The 19484-nt window shown below is 42.7% G+C and carries 21 protein-coding genes; 15 read left to right on the forward strand and 6 right to left on the reverse strand.

The window, feature by feature from the left end; genetic code table 11:
* The first annotated feature begins 176 nt into the window (after window positions 1-176).
* Entirely contained in the window at window positions 177-776 is a 600-nt protein-coding gene (locus IMZ31_RS04790) for a hypothetical protein (protein WP_207529446.1), read from the forward strand.
* A gap of 91 nt (window positions 777-867) precedes the next feature.
* On the opposite strand, the gene IMZ31_RS04795 is transcribed toward IMZ31_RS04790, so the two are convergent.
* From IMZ31_RS04795 to IMZ31_RS04815, 5 genes are all read right to left on the reverse strand, one after another.
* Window positions 868-1611: a PAS domain-containing protein gene (locus tag IMZ31_RS04795; RefSeq protein ID WP_207529447.1), complete on the reverse strand. Its 744-nt coding sequence runs from the start codon at window positions 1609-1611 to the stop codon at window positions 868-870.
* Window positions 1612-1785: 174 nt separating this feature from the next.
* Complete coding sequence (locus tag IMZ31_RS04800) at window positions 1786-1962, reverse strand: hypothetical protein (RefSeq protein ID WP_207529448.1); 177 nt, start codon at window positions 1960-1962, stop codon at window positions 1786-1788.
* 65 nt (window positions 1963-2027) lie between these two features.
* A complete protein-coding gene (locus IMZ31_RS04805; protein WP_207529449.1) occupies window positions 2028-3119 on the reverse strand; it encodes an outer membrane lipoprotein-sorting protein in 1092 nt (363 codons plus the stop codon).
* The gene (locus IMZ31_RS04810; RefSeq protein WP_207529450.1) at window positions 3112-4599 is read right to left on the reverse strand and encodes a sensor histidine kinase; all 1488 of its coding nucleotides are present in this window, start codon (window positions 4597-4599) and stop codon (window positions 3112-3114) included. The genes IMZ31_RS04805 and IMZ31_RS04810 overlap by 8 nt, the downstream gene beginning before the upstream one ends.
* Window positions 4596-5300: a response regulator transcription factor gene (locus tag IMZ31_RS04815; RefSeq protein WP_207529451.1), complete on the reverse strand. Its 705-nt coding sequence runs from the start codon at window positions 5298-5300 to the stop codon at window positions 4596-4598. Before IMZ31_RS04815 ends, IMZ31_RS04810 begins: the two co-directional genes overlap by 4 nt.
* 255 nt (window positions 5301-5555) lie before the next feature.
* Between IMZ31_RS04815 and IMZ31_RS04820 the strand changes: the two genes are divergently transcribed.
* From IMZ31_RS04820 to IMZ31_RS04860, 9 genes are all read left to right on the forward strand, one after another.
* Window positions 5556-6740 carry a galactokinase gene (locus IMZ31_RS04820; protein WP_207529452.1) on the forward strand — a complete coding sequence of 395 codons (1185 nt, stop codon included), beginning with the start codon at window positions 5556-5558 and terminating at the stop codon, window positions 6738-6740.
* On the forward strand, window positions 6737-7735 hold the full coding sequence (gene galE, locus IMZ31_RS04825; protein ID WP_207529453.1) for a UDP-glucose 4-epimerase GalE: 999 nt from the start codon (window positions 6737-6739) through the stop codon (window positions 7733-7735). Before IMZ31_RS04820 ends, galE begins: the two co-directional genes overlap by 4 nt.
* 2 nt (window positions 7736-7737) lie before the next feature.
* A complete protein-coding gene (gene galT, locus IMZ31_RS04830; protein WP_207529454.1) occupies window positions 7738-9231 on the forward strand; it encodes a UDP-glucose--hexose-1-phosphate uridylyltransferase in 1494 nt (497 codons plus the stop codon).
* 73 nt (window positions 9232-9304) lie between these two features.
* Window positions 9305-10297, forward strand: coding sequence for a LacI family DNA-binding transcriptional regulator (locus tag IMZ31_RS04835; protein ID WP_207529455.1), 993 nt, complete (start codon window positions 9305-9307; stop codon window positions 10295-10297).
* Window positions 10298-10613: 316 nt separating this feature from the next.
* Window positions 10614-10847: a hypothetical protein gene (locus IMZ31_RS04840; RefSeq protein WP_036786336.1), complete on the forward strand. Its 234-nt coding sequence runs from the start codon at window positions 10614-10616 to the stop codon at window positions 10845-10847.
* 595 nt (window positions 10848-11442) lie between these two features.
* On the forward strand, window positions 11443-11787 hold the full coding sequence (locus IMZ31_RS04845; protein WP_207529456.1) for an ArsR/SmtB family transcription factor: 345 nt from the start codon (window positions 11443-11445) through the stop codon (window positions 11785-11787).
* Window positions 11788-11802: 15 nt separating this feature from the next.
* Entirely contained in the window at window positions 11803-13095 is a 1293-nt protein-coding gene (locus IMZ31_RS04850) for an arsenic transporter (protein WP_207529457.1), read from the forward strand.
* 27 nt (window positions 13096-13122) lie between these two features.
* Entirely contained in the window at window positions 13123-13548 is a 426-nt protein-coding gene (gene arsC / locus IMZ31_RS04855; protein WP_207529458.1) for an arsenate reductase (thioredoxin), read from the forward strand.
* A 358-nt stretch (window positions 13549-13906) separates the two neighbouring features.
* Window positions 13907-14065 carry a hypothetical protein gene (locus IMZ31_RS04860; RefSeq protein ID WP_207529459.1) on the forward strand — a complete coding sequence of 53 codons (159 nt, stop codon included), beginning with the start codon at window positions 13907-13909 and terminating at the stop codon, window positions 14063-14065.
* A gap of 268 nt (window positions 14066-14333) precedes the next feature.
* Here the strand turns inward: IMZ31_RS04860 and IMZ31_RS04865 are convergent, their stop codons facing one another.
* Window positions 14334-14519, reverse strand: a complete 186-nt coding sequence (locus IMZ31_RS04865; protein WP_036786348.1) for a hypothetical protein — start codon at window positions 14517-14519, stop codon at window positions 14334-14336.
* Between the two features lie 250 nt (window positions 14520-14769).
* Between IMZ31_RS04865 and IMZ31_RS04870 the strand changes: the two genes are divergently transcribed.
* From IMZ31_RS04870 to rbsC, 5 genes are read left to right on the forward strand one after another with little or no spacing between them, the layout of a single operon-like run.
* Window positions 14770-15747 (forward strand): LacI family DNA-binding transcriptional regulator, encoded by a 978-nt coding sequence (locus IMZ31_RS04870; protein WP_207529460.1) that lies wholly within the window; start codon window positions 14770-14772, stop codon window positions 15745-15747.
* 5 nt (window positions 15748-15752) lie between these two features.
* On the forward strand, window positions 15753-16643 hold the full coding sequence (rbsK, locus tag IMZ31_RS04875) for a ribokinase (RefSeq protein WP_207529461.1): 891 nt from the start codon (window positions 15753-15755) through the stop codon (window positions 16641-16643).
* Window positions 16640-17026 carry a D-ribose pyranase gene (gene rbsD, locus IMZ31_RS04880; RefSeq protein ID WP_036786354.1) on the forward strand — a complete coding sequence of 129 codons (387 nt, stop codon included), beginning with the start codon at window positions 16640-16642 and terminating at the stop codon, window positions 17024-17026. The genes rbsK and rbsD overlap by 4 nt, the downstream gene beginning before the upstream one ends.
* Window positions 17027-17042: 16 nt before the next feature.
* Complete coding sequence (locus tag IMZ31_RS04885; protein WP_207529462.1) at window positions 17043-18533, forward strand: sugar ABC transporter ATP-binding protein; 1491 nt, start codon at window positions 17043-17045, stop codon at window positions 18531-18533.
* Entirely contained in the window at window positions 18526-19482 is a 957-nt protein-coding gene (rbsC, locus tag IMZ31_RS04890; protein WP_052115123.1) for a ribose ABC transporter permease RbsC, read from the forward strand. The genes IMZ31_RS04885 and rbsC overlap by 8 nt, the downstream gene beginning before the upstream one ends.
* Window positions 19483-19484 lie beyond the last annotated feature (2 nt).

A 19484-nucleotide genomic window follows, 5' to 3' on the forward strand; every position in this document is an offset into this window, starting at 1 on the left:
ATCCGCTCTGTCAGGCTTTTTTAGGGGCGTAGGGACAATTCCTCGTCCCTTTTTTGTGAACAAATTTTGAAAGGCTGGAAGGGACAACGTACCTGTCCCCCTGTACCAATTTATGGTACATTTGTTAAAGTGTTTCTGGTATAATTTGGTGGTGTGTATGGAAGGGGGAGATATAGTTGAGGAAGACGAGCGATCTTGATCCAACGATTGTGAAAGTAGCGATTATTGTTGTAGGCGTTATATGTGCGGGGCTTCTTCCGCTTATTCTAGTAACGATCCTGCAGGATATTTTCTATTTTTCTCGTGATCACATTTACTTTGAAGCGCCACTAGCAGCATACATTTGGGGTGGTGTTGCAATTCTATCAATCCCAATTTTTCTTGTAGTTGACTTGATAGTGGGGAAGTGGAATGACAAGTGGGGGAATAAAGCGTTAGGCGTTCTGATGACAATTGGTGTAGTAGTGTTTAGCTTATCTATGTTGTTATCAGTCAGGTCCTATTTTTACTTTGATCCAAATGGGTTGCATGTAAATGGTGCATGGACTCTTGATGAGCACAATATCGACTGGAATCATGTAGAGGAAGTTGTGAAGAAAAACGAGAAGAAGAACGGAACTCTTTCTTTAAAAGAGGTTGATTTCGTAACCAAAAATGGAGAGGTCTATACCATCACGAACAACAAGAATTGGAGTGATTATCAGTACACGATTTATGATTACCTTGAAAAAGCTGATGTAAGGATTACAGAGAAAAGAATAGAGGCTAAGTCTTAATCGAGTGCTGTCGTTCTAGCAAGCATGAATGTACATAATTCCCTAAAGGAAAAGCCTGTTGCAGCATGAGCTGTAACAGGCTTTTTCTAAATCAATTATTCTTGGAGTTCGTATAAATCGCTTCTACCGCGTTCTGAAGCGTTGAGTAGATAGCCATTTCTTTTGGCTTATCGTAGCTGGTGCTCCATTCTTTAGCTACAGCTGGTTGAATGCCTGTTAACGTTACGTTTATGCCAATGAGCTTCACGGTTTCCATTAGCTTTTCAATCTTATTTAAGAACTCCAGGTCAACTGACCGTATAGCCGAGAAGTCTAAGATCAGGTCATGAACGTTCATTTTAGAAATATTTTCTACGCCTTTATCGAGGATGTAGTGAAATTCCAGGTTGTCGATAACCGGCTGCAGAGGGAAGAGGGCAATCTGGTTTGTAACGGGAATAATGGTAACGGACATGTCTTCCATATTCTTAACCAAATCTTGTTGTTTTTCATGATAAGCGGTTACGTCTTGAAATTCTGCTAGTGCACCGATTCGTTCATTTCCTTCCTTAAGAGCTTTGGTCTTTAGTGACAGGTAAAGGCGGTACTTCCCCCATTTATAAGGCATGGCATCTAGCTCAACCTCTTCTCCTGTTTTTGCTGCTCTTTCTAGATGTCGAATGTCTTCAGGTGCGTCTGGGAATAGGTCATACACATTCTGTCCAATCGCTTCTTCCTGATTAACTTCAAGCAAAGATGCCCCAACTTCGTTCAAAGCCGTAATGCGATAGTCCGTGTCGATCGCTAGTATTCCGAACGAGAGGTGGTTCATCATTTGATTCGACATTTGGTTCATAAGAAACTCCCCTTAAAAGTAGATTGCGATTCCATTCAAAGATTCCTTGTGTTCATTAATTATACGACAATAAGAATCCATCTACCTTTATACTACCTTTAATATTCTTTAAATGAAAATTTGAATGCCTTTTGTTTAGAAAAATTCATATTTTAAAGAACTTTTGATGAACAGTTACTCGTTTGAAGGGGTTCGAATAAAGCCAAAAGCTAGAACAGACAAGATTCCTATTAAAATCGTACCGATAATCAGTGCATCCAACATATTTCCTTGATAAACAGAAAAACCGATCGGTGGGAGTGAAAACAGGAAGAATACAATAAAAGCCCTAATGAAGAGTGCTTTACTCATATAAAATCTCCTCTCTAACGTTGTAAAAGCCCCATACTCTTTTGATGGGGCAATAGAGTCTTTCATTACTGATTCGTACCTTGAAGCTCTAATTTCTCTGCTATTTTGAGCAAATCTTCTTTCGACAATTCAGGGTTATGACTGAGAAGGGAATAACGAAGGCCATCTTCATCCCATGTTAAGCTCTGAATGACATCTGTTGTATATTCACCATCAACCCCGCGAACTGTAACTTTTTCGGCAGATTCAAATCCCATACTCATGCTTTCTTCCGGAGTAGGGAAGGTGCTTAAGGTGAACTGAATAACATCTTCTTGTTTGTATTGAATACTGATTTCTGTCCGATTCATACTTTCTACAACGAATTTTTCAACTTTATCAATCTTGTATTCTTCTTCAGGTAAGTAAAGGAAAGGTTGACCAAGGCCTTTTTGGGCATCCTCGAGTGTGACAGCTTCAGTCGGGTCTAAAGCGTCAAAAGGCAGTATTTCAACTCCCTCAGGTAAATCTAACGTAAACGTGTTCTCTTTAAAAGAAGGATCGAGCTCAAGTTCTGTTACCGTATATTCGATTTTCATATCGCCACTTTTGGAAATGGTTTTAACGATCATCCAACTTTCTTTCTCAATCCAGTATTCCTCCTCACCTCGAAGGCTTCCTTTTTCTTTTGGAGTAGCTTTAATGTGATAGGTTTCGATCCCATTTACCTCTTCTTCCCCAAGCAATTCAATCGTGTGCGTCTTCCTTGTTTCGTTTAAGGTGTTCTGGATTTGTTCACGTTGATTGGAGCCCATTAGGTTAGGGTTAGAAAGGTCAGGGGCTTCCATTTCATAAGCTTCTTTGTCTCCCTCGGTATAAAGGGTAACCGTTTCCCCGTCATTTAAAGATTTAGACTGCTTTCCGCTTTGGTCCACGGCAATGACTTTTGTTTTCATCGTTTCATAGTCCATCCATTGTTCCATGGAAGAATCATCGATCTGCTCATCACCTTGATAGACATCAAACTGAGCTTTCATATGAAATCCCTTCAAGTCTTTCCCTTCTTCAACAGCATTTGCCACAATTGCTTCTGGTGATAACCCATTTGCATCTTCCACTGAACATGCCCCCAATACGAATAATAGTAGTAACCCTATTGAGCTTATCCATTTATTCATGCTTTCCATCTCCTTTAGTTCGGTCAGTGAATGTCATTGTAAAGACAGTCCCTTTTCCTTCTGCCGACCAGGCGCTCATACGCCCGTTATGCCGTTCAACAATCATTTTAGCTATGCTTAAGCCAAGTCCTGAATTCATATCCTCTTGTTTCGATCGTGCTGGGTCCCCTTGATAGAAAGGAGTAAAAATCTTTTCAAGCTGGTCGGTTTGAATCGTGGTGCCTTCGTTTTGAACGAGAATCATCGACTTCCCCTCGCGCCACGAGTAAAGATCCTCCTTCACATCTTCAAAAATCCAATCAGGAAGAGAGGTGGAGGTGTCATACGCCCCCATCCATATGGTTCCGTGATGAGGTGTATAGCGTGAAGCGTTGTTGATGAGGTTATCCATCACTCGAATCATTTGCCGATCATTCATGCAATAGGTTCCGTGAAATTGGTTCTCCTTGTGTAATCGTATGGATTGTTGGTGTAACTGCTCTTCGTATCCTTCAAACAACATCTCAATGAATTCCAATCCATCAACAGGGCTTCGTTCGAAGTGGTAACCTGCTGATTGAAGCTGAGCAAAAGTCGTTAGATCTTCAATCATTTCTTGTAGGTAATGCGTTTTGGCAATGAGAGTACGTCCGTATGTTTGTCGTTCTTCCTGACTCAAAGATGTTTCATCGGTAAGTGCCTCAGCATAGGCCCGAACTGATGTTAAGGGAGTCTTGATGTCGTGTGAGAGGGAGGCGATCATCGTTTGTTTTTCGAGTTGAGCTTTCTTTGTTTTCTCTTGAGCCTCTTCAATATCCATCTGCATTCTTTCAAAGTGCTTCATCAGGTTTCCGATTTCGTCTTGTTTCTTACGTTGGAACATAGTTGGTTTCTGAGTTGATGCAAACTCCTCCATACCTGTCATAAGCTGCTTCAATGGACGAGTGAACCGTTTATGCAAAAGCCAAATGACAAAACTATAGAGTGTGAGGAAGAAGACTCCTAGAGTCATAAGCACCCACATTCGCCGCTCTTCAACACCTTCGATCCAGTCTGTTCGTTTCAGCTGAATTTCATAGATCCCTCTCATCATCTCGTTTTGAAAGACAGGCTTTTTCACTGAAACCGTTTGGTAACTGAAATCATATTGATAGAGATTCTTCAATACTTGAGATTTGTCTTGAAGCATCATCATGTGCTCAGGGTCATCTGAACGATAGACATACAGCCCGTCACTTCGGTAAAGATTGATTTGTAAATCGTCTCTCTTGCTCACCGATCCTAACTGGTCTTCTATCTCTTCTCGAGGCTGCACGTTATAGAGAGAAGGATCGTCGAGCTGCTCTTCAATGGCTTGGATTTCAGATGTTAATTCGAACGAATCGACTAAACTTTGTTGGCCATCCCATTGTGTAAGTAAGAGATAAAACCCATACGCCGCAGCTAAAGGGAGAATCATAACAAGTAAATACGTACCCATAAGCCAGGTTCTAATCTTCATGTTTGTTCTCCGATAAAGCGATACCCTGTTCCCCAAACCGTTTCAATCCACTTGGGTTGTTTTACCTTTTCTCCTAGCTTCGTTCTGAGACTCTTCACGTGCACATTAATAGTGTTGTTTCCTTCGGTGTCCGCTTGATCCCAGATGTGTTCGTACAGTTCAGCTTTAGAGAATGTGCGATGTGGGTGATCGGCCATTAATAGAAGAAGCTCATATTCTTTTGAAGTAAGAGGGATTACCTTTTCTTCGATTTTAACCAATCGCTTTGTCACATCGATTTGCAGGTCACCCGTGTAAAGGGTGACAGAGGAAGGAACGCTTAGACCTTGAAATCGCTGATACCTTCTTAAATGAGACTCAATTCGAGCCGTCAATTCACTAAGGCTAAATGGTTTTGTCACATAATCATCAGCTCCAAGTGATAACCCTTTGACTTTCTGCTCATCTTCTTGTCTGGCACTTACGATTAAGAGAGGTACATCACTTTTTAAGCGAATATTCTTGCACAACGTGAATCCATCCATTTCAGGGAGCATGAGATCGACTAACACTAATTGGTAGCGTTCCTTTTTAAAGTCCTCCCAACCCTCTTGCCCGGTTGAAGCCCACGTCATTTCGTACCCTGCTCTCCTTAAATGGTCCCCGATAATCTTTGCGATCTCAGGGTCGTCTTCCACTAGTAGAATCCGTTCTTCTTTCATGTGTGGTGCCTCCTCTTACATCTTCATTGTAGTCGCATTAATCACGCTTATTTAAAATTTAATAAACATTTTATAATTTGTTTGAACATGGGTATTATACTAGATTTTGGATAGAAAAGAGAGGGAGTAAAAAGTTAAGTTAAATTTTTAGTAAAAATTTATTGATTTATTTACTGAAAGGTTTTATCCTAAATGTGAAAGCGATTACGGTAATTAGATTTCATATAGGATGATTAGGCATCGGGAGGGGTATACATGAATTTTCAAGATATAGAATCACAGTATAAACAAGTATTTGGTGGGGAAGAAGCTCGCATATTCTTCGCACCGGGGCGTATTAACTTGATCGGGGAACATACGGACTATAACGGGGGAAATGTGTTCCCGGCGACGATAACGTATGGAACGTATGCGATTGCTAGCAAACGCTCTGATCGACAAGTGCGTTTGTATTCTATGAATTTCGAGGACAAAGGGATCATTTCTTTCTCTTTAGATGAACTTGATTACGTAGAGGAACATGAGTGGGCGAACTATCCAAAAGGTATGATTCGCTACTTACAAGAAGCGGGACACAATCTTTCTGGTGGCGTTGACGTCATATACTATGGAAACATTCCGAACGGAGCTGGATTATCTTCGTCTGCCTCTATTGAAATGGTGACAGGGGTTTTAATTGAAGGGTTATTCGACTTACAAATTGATCGTGTAGAGATGGTGAAGCTTGGTCAGCAGGTCGAGAACCAATTCATTGGTGTGAATAGTGGCATTATGGACCAGTTCGCCATTGGAATGGGGAAGAAAGGCTCAGGCATTTTGCTTGATTGCCATACATTAGAGTACGAGTATGCCCCGCTAGAGTTAGAGAATGAGAAAGTAATCATTATGAACACCAATAAACGACGTGAGTTATCCTCGTCTAAATATAACGAAAGAAGACAAGAGTGTGACGAAGCAGTTCAAAAACTACAAGAGCAGCTTGAGATTCAAACGCTCGGTGAGTTAACGGAGGAACAATTCGAAGAGCATAAGCACCTGATTCAGAACGAAACAGTAAGAAAACGAGCGAAGCATGCGGTTTATGAGAATCAGCGTACCCTCAATGCTCTTCAAGCATTGAGGGAGAAGGATTTGGATCGTTTTGGAAAACTGATGAACGACTCGCACTTGTCTCTTCAACATGACTATGAGGTGACAGGGGAGGAGCTAGATACATTGGTTGAAGCGGCCTGGGATCAAAAAGGCGTGATCGGTGCTCGTATGACGGGGGCTGGATTCGGAGGTTGTGCCATTGCTATTGTTGAGGCGGACAAAGTTTCTTCCTTTATTGATGGAGTAGCGAATGTGTACCAGGATAAGATTGGCTATGAGGCGAGTTTCTATGTTGCTAGTATTGGAGACGGAGCAAGAGAAATAGAATCGGAAGAGGTGGTTGTATGAGTATATTAGTTCTTGGTGGAGCGGGTTACATTGGCTCTCACGCTGTAGCGCAGTTAGTTGATCGTGGATATGAAGTTGTCGTTGTAGACTCACTAGAAACAGGTCATAGAGGTGCGATTCATTCTAAAGCGACCTTTTACAACGGCGATATTCGAAATAGGGAATGGCTAAGAGAGGTTTTTCAACAAGAGGAGATTCAATCTGTTATACACTTTGCGGCTAATTCTTTAGTTGGGGAATCCATGGAAGATCCTCTTAAATATTTCGATAACAATGTGTTCGGTACGCAAGTGTTGCTTCAGGTGATGAACGAATTTGGCGTGAAGCAAATCGTTTTCTCTTCTACAGCTGCAACGTACGGAGAGCCTGATGTTGTTCCGATTACAGAAGACATGGTAACAAATCCGACCAATACGTACGGAGAAACGAAGTTAACAATGGAGAAAATGATGAAGTGGTGCGACAAAGCTTATGGGATTCAATTCGTTTCCCTTCGTTATTTCAACGTGGCTGGTGCGAGACAGACAGCTGAGATCGGGGAAGATCATCACCCTGAGAGCCATCTCATTCCAATTGTTCTACAAGTGGCTCTTGGGCAACGAGATCATATCACGATCTTTGGTGACGACTACGATACTCATGATGGCACGTGTGTACGTGACTATATTCATGTTGAAGACTTAATTGATGCTCATATTCATGCGGTCGAATATTTAGATAACGGCGGCGAAAGCAACGTCTTTAATCTTGGGAGCAGCCAAGGATTTTCGGTGAAGGAAATCGTCGATACAGCCCGTGAAGTGACCGGACACGAGATTCCAGCTAAGATGGGGCCTCGCCGCGCTGGGGATCCGAGTAAGTTAATTGCTTCATCTAACAAAGCTAAATCCGTTCTTGGTTGGGTTCCAAAACGAACCTCTATTCATCAGATTATTGAAGACGCTTGGCGCTGGCATCAGCAACATCCAAATGGATATAACGACAGGGGGCAGTAAGGATGAACATTCATGATCGTATACAACAACTAGTCGATCTAAGCGTAAGCGAATCGTTAATTGAACGAGAGGATTCTGTTTATGCACGAAACCAAGTGCTAGCTTTAATGGGGCTAGAAGAATTTACACCTGAGGGAAAGAATGAAGATGCGGATCTTACCATCCCTGATGTATTAGAAGAGTTGATCAACTATGCGGTAGACCAAGAATTAATCGAAGATATGCTAGATGAGAAAGAACAGTTCCAAGCCAAAGTCATGGATGTCTTCCTACCACGACCAAGTGATGTGAATAAGGAATTTTACAAGCGATACGAACACGATCCGGTTGAGGCTACGGACTACTTTTATCATTTAAGTAAGAAGAGTAACTATATTCAAGAGAAGCGTGTGAAGAAGAACATCAACTATACGGCTCAGACAGAGTATGGTGACTTGGATATTACCATTAACCTTTCGAAACCAGAGAAAGATCCGAAACAAATTGCAAAAGAGCGTACGATGAAGAAAACGAATGCCGCGTATCCAAAGTGCCTTCTATGCGTTGAGAACGAAGGGTATGCAGGGAGAGTCGGTCATCCCGCCAGGTCGAACCACCGCTTAGTAAGAGTGAATCTGACAGACCAAAACTGGTTGCTCCAGTACTCGCCGTATGTGTATTATAATGAGCATAGTATTGTCTTGTCAGAGCAGCATGTTCCAATGGAAATTAATCGAGAGACGTTCGACCAAGTGTTAGAGTTTACGGAGAAGTTCCCTCATTACTTTATTGGTTCGAATGCTGATCTTCCGATTGTAGGAGGATCAATTCTGTCGCACAACCATTACCAGGCGGGACATTATGAGTTTCCAATGGCGAGAGCTGAAGAGGTGGACCGCTTCGAACTAGCATCGTTCCCTGGGATTACAGGCTCTGTAGTGAAGTGGCCGATGTCTGTTCTTCGTTTAAGAAGCGAGAGTAGAGAGGAACTAGGCCAGGCAGCTGAGAAGATTCTAGCCCACTGGCGCGAGTATTGTGACCCGGAAGTGGAGATCCACGCTTACTCGGAGGATGAACCCCATAATACGGTCACACCAATTGCTCGTCGTCGTGGTAATGAGTACGAACTTGATCTTGTCCTAAGGAACAACCGTACGAATGATGATCACCCAATGGGAATCTTCCACCCTCACAAGGAAGTTCATCACATTAAGAAAGAGAACATTGGACTGATTGAAGTCATGGGATTAGCGGTATTACCAGCTCGTCTTAAGGATGAGTTGAAGGAAGTAGAGAACTATATCGTCGACGAACCTCATGATATAGCAGAGGCTCATCTTCCATGGGCAGAGGAATTAAAATCGATGTATTCTAATGTTGCCAGAGAAGATGTAGAAGTCGTTGTACGAGAAGCGGTTGGGAAGAAGTTCGAGCAAGCCTTACAGCATGCGGGTGTATTTAAACGTGATGAACAAGGACAAGAAGCCTTTAAACGTTTCATAAATACGTTACAATAGATAGATACGAGAACTCGAGTTTGTGGCAAATATGACTTGAGTTCTCCTACCATATAGAGAGGGTTCGTTTCATATGGCGACTATAAAAGATATCGCGCAGAAAGCGGGCGTCTCGATTGCGACCGTTTCTCGTGTTTTAAATTATGATGAATCATTATCGGTAAGTGATCAGACGAAGCAGAAGATCTTTGAAACAGCAGAAGCGCTATCGTATAAGAAAAAGCAACCTAAGAGACAACCGATAAAAAAGGTAGCCATCGTTCACTGGTACACCGAACAGGAAGAATTAGAGGACTTGTATTATATGTCGATCCGTATCGGTGCAGAACAGCGCTGTCAGGACCAGGGGATACAAGTCGTCAGGTACTTCCAAAATAACTATCAAAATCTAGAGTCAGAAGATATAGAAGGCATTATTGCGATTGGTAAGTTCAGTGATACACAGGTTCAGGAATTGCAAAAGCTTGCCCCGCATCTTGTCTTTGTGGACGACTATGAGCGTGATGATCGAAATGGAGATCATGTAGCCATTGATTTTAAGCGTGCCACATGCAAAGTGTTAGATCATCTTCAAGACAAAGGTATCACAAAGATCGGTTATATCGGAGGTAGGGAGTCTTACAAAGATGACAAAGCCCTCATTGCTGACCCCCGCGAGGAAACATTCCAGTCTTATATGAACGAGTGGGGAATGTTAGAGCAAAAGTGGATGTACAGCGGCACCTTCTCCGTTCAGGATGGGTATGAGCTGATGAAGCAAGCGATTGAAGATCATGGGGATCAGCTTCCAGAGGCCTTCTTTGTCGGCAACGATTCTCTTGCCGTTGGTTGTCTCCGTGCATTGAATGAAAGTGGAATAAAGGTTCCAGAACGTGTTCAAGTAATCGGCGTGAATGATATTAGCGTTGCAAAATATGTCTACCCGCCACTTAGCACAGTCAAAGTCTTCACAGAAATGATGGGTGAGTCCGCTATTGATCTGCTGATGGAGCGTATAAATGGAAGGAAAGTGGCTAAGACGGTTTATATTGCTACAGAACTTGTTGTTCGAGAGAGCAGTTTATAATAACAGGGAATGGTTGTAGTAAAAAGGGTCCGTTTTGGGTCCCGACATTAGGTATTACAATTCGTTTTACGCCCTTAATAAAGAGACACCCTCATAATTCCTACCGTAAACGCACAGTAATGAGTTAACTGTGCGTTTGTTTATGTTTACGGGATCCCGGCCCAATTGTGAATTTCTAAAATGCATGGAAAGTAAATGCTGAAAAGGGAGGTAAGGGCTCAACCTCCCTTTACATTGGAAAAATGTACTTGGTTTGTTATCTTAGTATAATAATGTTATAGTGGGAACACGTCACATAAAAGAGGAGTTTTCATCCATGGAACTACTTCAGTTCTTGAAAGATGAAGGGTACTCCGAGACGATCGTACACGATCAACAGAGTAGACCGATTTATTACAATTTGAATGATATAAGTGACGATATGCAACTTTACTCTACGTTAAACATTCAGCCTGTTCGAATTGAATATTTCCCCTTCGACGCTAGACCGTATTTTGTCAGTGTAGAAGAGAGTCGCAAGCAGATTATTTATGTTCAAAAAGGCAAATAATATAAAAAAGAAAAAGTAAGAAGGGCCCCCTTCTGCTTCATTCAAACCATCAACAATCTAAAAGTAGAGTCTGTCAAACACTTCCCTCAACAAGGCTTTTGCAGGTTGTTGGTGCTAATTTGTTTACCGAAAATCTCCTTCCTATATTAAATCTTCAACACTAATTTTCCATATTTACTTAAACTAATTGAAAACAACAAACCGCTTTAAAGAATTAGGAATGTGAGCTTTCTTATAGATACAACGCTTTAAAGCGAAGGTTTTGCTGCTGAGGTCGGTGTGGAACCGAGCGATGGAATAATAAGGAACACCCTGGTCTTCGCGGCCAGGGTGTTTTTTTATGTGGGTGGATTTTTGGGACGTCGTATGGTGGGGGAGGGTGCTCAGTGACCTTTTTGATAAGAACCTCTTCCAAAAGGTCAGCGATCATTCTCCGGTCCACGCTGAAAAGGGTGGCAAGGTTAAATGTGGGGGATTAGCCTCTGATATGAAGATTTTACATTTGTATATAAGCATTGACTTATATAAACGGATGCTTATATAATGTTGTTGGTTATAAGAATTACATATCAAACGGTGTCAGGAGGTGAGGTACATGAATCAAACGCTTTTATCGGTCGAGGAAACGTCTAGAGTGCTGAAGTTATTAGGAGACCAGACTCGTCTTACGATTGTCGGGCTTATTAAGGATACGGAGTGCTGTGTGTGCGAGCTTGTCGAGATCCTAGAGATGTCTCAGCCTTCCATTAGCCAACATTTGAGGAAACTGCGCGATGCTGGGATTGTGAAGGAGAAACGGAAGGGGCACTGGATGTTTTATGCCTTGAATGAGGACCATGCTGCTTTTAATTTAATCTCACGTATTCTAGAACACATGCCGGATCAGAAGGAGAAGATTATCGCTCTTGAGCAATCTGGTAAACGTATTGTGTGTGAGTAGGAGGAGTTTAAGAGAATGGATGTAGGAATTGCTGTCGCCATATTCCTCATTACGCTTGTCTTTGTCATCTGGCAGCCGAAGAACCTTGGTATCGGCTGGACCGCATGTGCGGGTGCGATTGTGGCATTAGTAGCAGGCGTTGTGAATTTTGGTGACGTTGCTACCGTGACGGGCATTGTATGGAATGCGACCTTAGCGTTTATTGCCATTATTATTATTTCATTAATCTTAGATGAAATTGGATTTTTCGAATGGGCCGCGCTTCATATGGCTCGCCTGTCAGACGGTAATGGATTGAAAATGTTTGTTTTAATATCGGTACTTGGAGCAGGAGTAGCCGCGCTTTTCGCCAACGATGGCGCTGCACTGATCTTAACACCGATTGTGCTTGCGATGGTGCGGGCACTTAATTTTGAGGAAAGAAAGATCTTTCCTTTCATTATGGCAAGTGGATTTATCGCCGATACGACTTCACTTCCGCTTGTTGTAAGTAACCTTGTAAATATTGTGTCAGCGGACTTTTTCGATATCGGATTTATTGAATATGCTTCGCGCATGATTATTCCGAATATCTTCTCATTAGTAGCCAGTATTATTGTGCTGTTCTTGTACTTCAGAAAAGATATTCCTCGTAAATACGATGTCACTCAGTTACGTGAACCAAAAGAGGCGATTCAAGACCACACCATGTTCCGACTATCTTGGTGGGTACTCGGTGTCTTACTTGTGGGCTACTTCGCCAGTGAATTCATGAGCGTGCCGGTTTCGATTATCGCTGGGATCGTCGCGATCTTCTTCTTACTGATGGCACGTAGAAGTTCTGTCGTGGAAACTGGAAAAGTCGTTAAAGGAGCACCGTGGGCGATTGTGTTCTTCTCAATTGGTATGTACGTAGTGGTGTACGGACTTCGTAACGTCGGATTAACAGATGTGTTAGCGAGTGTCATTGAGGCGGCTGCTGATCAGGGGTTATTCGTCGGTACAGTAGCGATGGGCTTCATTGCAGCCATTCTTTCTTCTGTTATGAATAACATGCCAACCGTCATGATTGATGCGATTGCCATCGCTGATTCGAATGCGACGGGCATTATGAAAGAAGGACTTATTTATGCGAACGTAATTGGAAGTGATTTAGGTCCGAAGATTACACCGATCGGTTCCCTTGCAACATTATTATGGCTTCACGTTCTGTCGCAAAAAGGTGTGAAGATCTCGTGGGGATACTACTTCAAGATTGGGATTATTCTTACGGTGCCGACGCTATTTATTACGTTAGTGGGGCTTTATCTCACATTGTTATTACTATAAAAAGATTTGACTAAAGGAGCAATCAACATGACTAACCAAAAACCCGTTCTATACTTCTTATGCACAGGAAACTCTTGCCGCAGCCAGATGGCTGAAGCGTGGGGTAAACACTACCTTGGAGACACGTGGGACGTGAAGAGTGCTGGTATTGAAGCACACGGCCTGAACCCGAATGCGGTAAAAGCGATGAAAGAAGTCGATATGGATATCACAGATCAAACATCAGACATCATTGACCCAGAAATTCTTAATAACGCTGAATTTGTCGTAACGCTATGTGGCGATGCAAACGACAAATGCCCAATGACACCAGCTCACGTTCGTCGCGAGCACTGGGGATTTGACGACCCGGCCAAAGCAGAAGGAACAGAAGAGGAGAAATGGGCATTCTTCCAGCGCGTCCGTGGCGAAATTGGCGAGCGTATTAAGCGTTTTGCTGAGACAGGGGAATAAGAGAAGAGAAGTTTTTCATTTAAAATGAAATGGTTCAATTTCGGTGGAGATATAAACGACTTTGCATATTAGTTAGAAGACCAAATCACATGATTTGGTCTTTTTTTCTGTCAACGAACCTTGGATGGTAGCACTCGAATAGTTTTTGTCGCATTAAAAGTAGATATAATTTAGTGCATAGATTATAAACGTGCTAATTGCTGTTGTAAGTATATGTTATATGCAATATTGAATTTGTGATAAAAAACAGAAATTTGGTATTTTATGTTAAAATGAGTGTGGAGTTTGTGCACGATTGTACTTAAACTAACGCGGCAGGATAGTTCAAAAGTAAAATCCTTAAAAGGAGGGAGGAATGGTGGAGATTTTACAAGGTATTTTTATTTGCGGAATAATTTATGGTCTTATTTCGTTCTTTATTACATTAAAGAAACGTTCAAATGATAAAAATCAGCTTACACTTGCGATTTCTTTAATAATAGTTTGCGCAGCATCTTTTATCATGCTATATGATTAGTACTTCTACTAACGGGGGCGATTGTAGAAGAAGAGCATTTGTCCCTTTCAGTAAATTTTTCCAAAAATAAAAGACGTCCTATGAAGGACGTCTTTGCGTATTGCGGCGAGAGACAGCACTCCACATAGTGCATTGCCATAAAGGCGCGTCAATCTCGTCTTATGCAATTCAGCTCATCGCTAGACTAGTATAGCATAATGCAACTATTTTATCTAATAGAAAATTTCCCTTAGAGTATTAACGGGTGATTTAGTGGAACAGGTAAGTATCATGACGTAGCCAATTTATAATTCCTATACATGCCCAGAGCGGATATGGGAGCACCGATTACACAAAACCAAGCAAACCATTCTGAGTAGCTACCTTCAGAACCAAAAGAAAGCTGATAAACCCCAAGACCAAATAATAAGATACATCCAATAATTCCAATGACAAATCGGATGCCTTTTCTCATAAAAGCCTCCTATTCAAAACCAACTATCCTATAAGTTAACATAATTTTACCAAAAGTTAACATATAACAAAACTTACATCTTACATTAACTGTGGTTCAGCACCGAACCAACTCCAACTCAAATCAATATGCACTCAAGCTTTCAAGCCAATGTTATTTTTTTAGTAGCAAATAAACATTAGTGTTGAAAACGATTACAAACTTGTGTTAAGTTATGTGTAACCGGTTACACATAACAGGGAGTGAAAACATGATTACCATAAAAGACGTTGCCCGTGAAGCAGGTGTATCAGTCGCCACCGTTTCGCGAGTCTTAAACGAAAATGGTTACGTAGGGGAAGAAACGAAAAAGAAAGTCCTCAAGGCCATGAATTCATTAAACTATAGTCCGAACGAAGTGGCTCGCTCCCTGTATAAACGGGAATCGAAACTGATCGGACTGTTGCTACCTGACATAACGAACCCATTCTTTCCTCAGTTAGCGAGAGGGATTGAAGATACCGTGAATCAGTCAGGGTATCGCCTGCTGCTTGGAAATAGTGATGAGGAGTTAGAGAAAGAACTTGATTATATACAAACGTTCGTACAGAATAACGTCGTTGGGATGATTTCAGCGACAAACCATGTCGATCAAAACATTTACGATGCCTTACAGATTCCGCTTGTCCTTTTAGACCGTACAACCGATAAGTATCCTTCTGTCTACAGCGATGGCCGGGAAGGTGGAAGACTAGCGGCGCGTACGCTCGTCGACAAGGGAGCCAGAAGAGTTACGTTGATGAAAGGGCCTGCTCACGTGAAACCAGCACAAGATCGCTTTAAAGGAGCGGTTGACGTGTTGAGTGATGCAGACATTGATTTTTCAGTGCTTGCGACAACGTCTTATTCTTTTGAAGATGCCAAAGGTTGGGCGGAAGAGCTGTTTCAGAAATACCCGAATACAGATGGGGTTATAGCGAGTAATGATATTGTAGGGATCGCGATTATCCATGAAGCGCTGAGACTTGGTAAGCGAATCCCTGAAGATCTGCAAATTATCGGGTACGATGATATCCCGCAAAGCAGTTTATCCTATCCGCCGCTTTCAACGATCCGTCAGCCAGCTTACGAAATGGGACAAGCGGCAGCGGAGTTACTTTTACAAACGATTAAGAAAGAGCCAGGAATCGAAACGAAAATCGAGATGCCTGTAGAATTTATAGAACGAGATACGACTAGAAAGGAATGAAGATCATGAATAAACCAAAGATTGCCGTTATAGGCAGTTCGTCTATGGACTTAGTGGTGACCTCGAACAGACGACCATTAGCAGGGGAAACGGTTTTAGGGGAGTCTTTTGAAACCGTACCAGGAGGAAAAGGCGCCAATCAGGCCGTTGCGGCGGCTAGACTTGGAGCTGACGTCTACATGATTGGTCGTGTAGGAGATGATCCATATGGTACGGAAATTTTGGAGAACCTGAAACGCGAAGGCGTTCATACCGATCATGTGGAACCGGTTACACATGCAAAGAGTGGAACGGCTCACATTATATTAGCTGAAGGAGATAACAGCATTGTCGTTGTGAAAGGGGCTAACGATTACGTTACGCCAGACTATGTGAATCAAGCTCGTGCTCGATTGGCTGAGTGTGATCTCGTTCTCATTCAACAGGAGATCCCAGAAGAAACAGTGATCGAGACAGCGAGGTTGTGCAAGGAGTTAGATGTTCCGCTTTTACTAAACCCGGCACCTGCGAGAGAGATTCCTGAAGCGGTCATCGAACAAGTCAGTTATCTTACACCAAATGAACACGAAGCCGCGCAGTTGTTTGAGGGAGAAACTCTTTCAGCTATTCTGAAGCGTTTCCCAAATAAGTTATTTATCACAGAAGGAAAAGCGGGCGTTCGCTTCTTTAACAATCAGGAAGAGGTCGTTGTTCCGTCCTTCCCAGTTGAAGCTGTTGATACAACCGGAGCTGGAGATACGTTCAACGCAGCCTTTGCCACAGCAATTGGCGAAGGGAAGTTACTCTTTGAATCGTTGCGCTTCGCCAATCAAGCAGCTGCCTTATCTGTCACAGCATTTGGAGCTCAAGGCGGAATGCCAACAAGAGCTGAGGTAGAAAAGGAGCTGAACAAATGAAACGTAACGGCATCCTAAACAGTCATATAGCCAAAGTACTTGCTGATCTTGGTCATACCGACACCATCGTTGTAGCCGATGCAGGGCTCCCTATACCAGAAGGGGTGCCAAAGATCGACCTATCCTTACAGCAAGGCGTGCCACGTTTCTTAGATGTAGTCGCATTGTTAAAAGAAGAAATGGTTGTCGAGAAAACAACGGTCGCAAACGAAATGGAACAGAATGAAGAAGTGCATATAGGTTTTAAGGGATATTTCGATGAGGTGGAGTACATATCACACGAATCGTTGAAACAACAACTGAAAAACGCTAAAGCCGTTATCCGCACAGGAGAAGTTACACCTTATGCCAACTGTATCCTGCACGCTGGCGTCACGTTTTAACAAAGGGGGATGAAACATGCAGATCTCTATGGAGAACATCCACAAAGCCTTCGGGACCAATCAGGTGCTCGAAGGTGTGGATATGGAAATTAAACACGGAGAAGTTCACGCTTTAATGGGCGAGAATGGAGCGGGAAAGTCGACGTTAATGAAGATTCTCACAGGCCTTCATCAAAAAGACGAAGGGACCGTTACGATTGACGGAGGAGAGAAGACTTTTGCTAATCCAAAAGAAGCCGAGCAATTCGGGATTGCGTTTATTCATCAAGAATTAAATGTTTGGCCGGATTTAACCGTCTTAGAGAACTTATTTATAAATAAAGAGCCTGTTACGAAGTTCGGTCTTATTCAAACGAAAAAAATGAAAGCGATTGCGAATGAGCAATTTGAGAAACTAGCGGTCTCGATTCCCCTTCATAAAGAAGCCGGTCAGTGCTCAGTCGGGGAACAGCAAATGATCGAAATCGCCAAGGCACTCATGACCGATGCGAAAGTGATCATTATGGACGAGCCATCGGCTGCTCTTACAGACCGAGAGATCGAGAAGCTATTTGATGTCATTCGCTCGTTGAAAGCTTCAGGCGTATCAATCGTCTATATTTCGCACCGTATGGAAGAGATCTTTACGATATGCGACCGGATTACTGTGATGCGCGATGGACAAACCGTTGATACAACACCGATTCCTGAGACAAGCTTTGATGATGTCGTTAGGAAAATGGTCGGCAGAGAGCTGACAGACCGATTCCCAGAACGAACGCCCGATCCTGGTGAGGCAGTGCTTGAAGTGAAAGGCCTTGGGCGAAAAGGAGTCTTTCAGGATGTAAACTTCAACGCTCGCGCTGGTGAAATTGTCGGAGTTGCCGGACTGATGGGAGCGGGTCGTACTGAAATTATGCGTACGCTTTTCGGCTTAGACGGGAAGTATGATGGCGAGATTTTTGTAAACGGCCAGAAAGTAGACGTGAAGAATCCGAGTCAAGCGGTGAAGCTAGGACTAGGCTTTATCACAGAAGATCGAAAAGGAGAAGGCCTTGTCTTAGACTTTCCGATTAAAGACAACATTGCCTTACCAAGCTTACGAAGCTTTACGAAGAATAGTCTGATTCAGGAAAAAGAAGAACAAGAATTCGTTGAAATGCTTATCAAACGCCTGACAGTTAAAACGGAATCTTCTAACACAGAAGCGAAGAATCTCTCTGGCGGAAATCAACAAAAAGTCGTCATCGCCAAATGGATCGGAATCGGCCCGAAAGTGCTGATTCTCGATGAACCAACTCGCGGAGTCGATGTTGGTGCCAAGCGAGAGATCTATCAGTTAATGAATGAACTAACAGACCGCGGGGTCGCGATCATTATGGTTTCTTCAGAACTACCAGAAGTTCTGGGCATGAGCGACAGAGTTCTCGTTGTGCATGAAGGGACCATTGCTGGAGAACTCCATCGAGACGAAGCCGACCAGGAGAAAATTATGACATTAGCAACAGGGGGTCAAGTAAATGGATAGTGCAATCAAAGGGGCAAAACAGGTAGGAAACATCACACAAAAATTAGGTCCGTTTGTCGGGCTGCTCGCTCTTATTGTAGTTGTATCAATTTTTAATTCTAGTTTCTTAGAACCGTTGAACTTATTAAATCTATTAAGACAAGTCGCGATCAATGCGCTGATCGCTTATGGCATGACGTTCGTTATTTTAACAGGCGGTATTGATTTATCCGTCGGTTCTGTACTCGCGTTATCGAGTGCTTTAATGGCCGGCATGATGGTGTCTGGTCTTGATCCGATTCTAGCGATTATTATTGGTTGCTTACTAGGTGCTGTAATGGGAGCCGTAAACGGTCTTCTTATTACAAAAGGGAAAATGGCACCGTTTATCGCAACACTAGCAACCATGACGATGTTCCGGGGATTAACGCTCGTGTATACAGATGGTAATCCGATAACAGGTCTTGGCGATAGCTACGCATTCCAGCTGTTCGGACGTGGGTATTTCCTAGGCATTCCGGTACCAGCGATTACAATGTTTCTTGCTTTCGCGGTCCTTTGGGTGATTTTACACAAAACGCCATTCGGTCGTAAGACATATGCGATTGGTGGCAATGAGAAAGCAGCTCTTATTTCAGGTATTAATGTATCTCGCGTTAAGGTTATGGTTTATTCGCTTGCAGGCTTATTATCTGCCCTTGCAGGTGCGATTCTAGTATCCCGTCTTGATTCTGCTCAGCCTACAGCAGGTGAAGCGTACGAGTTAGACGCGATTGCCGCTGTTGTACTAGGTGGAACGAGTCTATCAGGCGGACGTGGATTGATTATAGGAACGCTAATCGGTGCACTTATTATCGGCACATTGAATAATGGCTTGAACCTACTTGGCGTTTCTTCCTTCTTCCAGATGGTTGTGAAGGGTGTCGTTATTATCATCGCCGTACTAATTGATCGAAAGAAAGCAGCATAGGG

The sequence above is a fragment of the Pontibacillus sp. ALD_SL1 genome, from assembly GCF_017355605.1.

Coding starts and splice junctions, on each gene's coding strand:
- IMZ31_RS04805 (WP_207529449.1), bottom strand. CDS start 3,119: ATGAATAAATGGATAAGCTCAATAGGGTTACTACTATTATTCGTATTG.
- galT (WP_207529454.1), top strand. CDS start 7,738: ATGAACATTCATGATCGTATACAACAACTAGTCGATCTAAGCGTAAGC.
- rbsK (WP_207529461.1), top strand. CDS start 15,753: ATGAATAAACCAAAGATTGCCGTTATAGGCAGTTCGTCTATGGACTTA.
- IMZ31_RS04850 (WP_207529457.1), top strand. CDS start 11,803: ATGGATGTAGGAATTGCTGTCGCCATATTCCTCATTACGCTTGTCTTT.
- arsC (WP_207529458.1), top strand. CDS start 13,123: ATGACTAACCAAAAACCCGTTCTATACTTCTTATGCACAGGAAACTCT.
- IMZ31_RS04865 (WP_036786348.1), bottom strand. CDS start 14,519: ATGAGAAAAGGCATCCGATTTGTCATTGGAATTATTGGATGTATCTTA.
- IMZ31_RS04845 (WP_207529456.1), top strand. CDS start 11,443: ATGAATCAAACGCTTTTATCGGTCGAGGAAACGTCTAGAGTGCTGAAG.
- IMZ31_RS04870 (WP_207529460.1), top strand. CDS start 14,770: ATGATTACCATAAAAGACGTTGCCCGTGAAGCAGGTGTATCAGTCGCC.
- IMZ31_RS04795 (WP_207529447.1), bottom strand. CDS start 1,611: ATGAACCAAATGTCGAATCAAATGATGAACCACCTCTCGTTCGGAATA.
- IMZ31_RS04820 (WP_207529452.1), top strand. CDS start 5,556: ATGAATTTTCAAGATATAGAATCACAGTATAAACAAGTATTTGGTGGG.
- rbsC (WP_052115123.1), top strand. CDS start 18,526: ATGGATAGTGCAATCAAAGGGGCAAAACAGGTAGGAAACATCACACAA.
- IMZ31_RS04885 (WP_207529462.1), top strand. CDS start 17,043: ATGCAGATCTCTATGGAGAACATCCACAAAGCCTTCGGGACCAATCAG.
- IMZ31_RS04810 (WP_207529450.1), bottom strand. CDS start 4,599: ATGAAGATTAGAACCTGGCTTATGGGTACGTATTTACTTGTTATGATT.
- IMZ31_RS04800 (WP_207529448.1), bottom strand. CDS start 1,962: ATGAGTAAAGCACTCTTCATTAGGGCTTTTATTGTATTCTTCCTGTTT.
- IMZ31_RS04840 (WP_036786336.1), top strand. CDS start 10,614: ATGGAACTACTTCAGTTCTTGAAAGATGAAGGGTACTCCGAGACGATC.
- IMZ31_RS04815 (WP_207529451.1), bottom strand. CDS start 5,300: ATGAAAGAAGAACGGATTCTACTAGTGGAAGACGACCCTGAGATCGCA.
- rbsD (WP_036786354.1), top strand. CDS start 16,640: ATGAAACGTAACGGCATCCTAAACAGTCATATAGCCAAAGTACTTGCT.
- IMZ31_RS04835 (WP_207529455.1), top strand. CDS start 9,305: ATGGCGACTATAAAAGATATCGCGCAGAAAGCGGGCGTCTCGATTGCG.
- galE (WP_207529453.1), top strand. CDS start 6,737: ATGAGTATATTAGTTCTTGGTGGAGCGGGTTACATTGGCTCTCACGCT.